General features: G+C 46.5%; 1 protein-coding gene. It reads right to left on the bottom strand.

What is annotated here, in order from left to right:
- On the bottom strand, nucleotides 1-923 hold a 923-nt coding region (locus tag A3762_RS27435), incomplete at both ends, for a hypothetical protein (RefSeq protein ID WP_197469168.1).

The following is a 923-nucleotide window of genomic DNA, read 5'->3' as shown; positions in this document are numbered from 1 at the left end:
TATATTTTTACTGTACTGACTCGCCACTCGGTTATTTTCATCAATTAAAAACACGGCATTATGCGGACTTAAACGCCCCTGTTTGACCGATAATCGCGTGGCTCCGAAAACGATTGGCGTATCAAGATCTTGTTGAATAGGCTGAGCATCCACCGGCAGAGTACCTTGTATTGCTCGGCCGTATGCCGCTTCAGGCCAAACTAACAAATCAATCTCGTGCTGTGCGATAAGACTGCGACTAAAGGCTAGATGTTGCTGATGCGCAGTTGCACGTTGATCAGGACGAGACATGCCATAAATATCACTTTGCACAAGCCCAATAGACATTTGTTGTTGAGGCTCTGCGACAAAAGACTCTTCCTGTTGAACTTGATAAACCCCATAAAAATATAAACCTCCCACAATGCCTACCGTACTCGCAATAGACTTCATGGATGTGAAACGACGCTCTTGCAACAATACAACACAGCATGCATTTACACTGATCACACATGCACTGAGCAAATAGACGCCACCAAGATCAGCAGCTTGTGCTAGATATGGCGCCCGAACGAGTGATGCACCCAAGTAAAAAGGAAACAGATTCGCTTGCGTGAATTCAATGATGAGCAAAGCAGCCATAGAAGACAGCAATATCCCGACATTGAGTCTGCGCATCGCGACGTAGAGCAGCGCAAACACAGCAAAATGCAAGGCGATGACGAATCCATAAGCTAGCCAAAGCAAGCTTCCGGTATGGTCTTCGCCCCGAATAAATCCGTCACTAAGCGCGAGAAGCCAAGAATACCCAACGAAATAAAGAACACTGCCCATGGCAAAGCCAGTGAGCGCAGAAGAATAAAAGCGCTTGGATCTTTCAAGCGCTAGCAACAAAGGAACAAAACAAGCAAAGGCGAGTAACCAAAGCCCAAACCCGACATTCG

This window comes from Oleiphilus sp. HI0125 (genome assembly GCF_001635355.1).
This window is presented reverse-complemented; position numbering and strand designations above follow the sequence as displayed.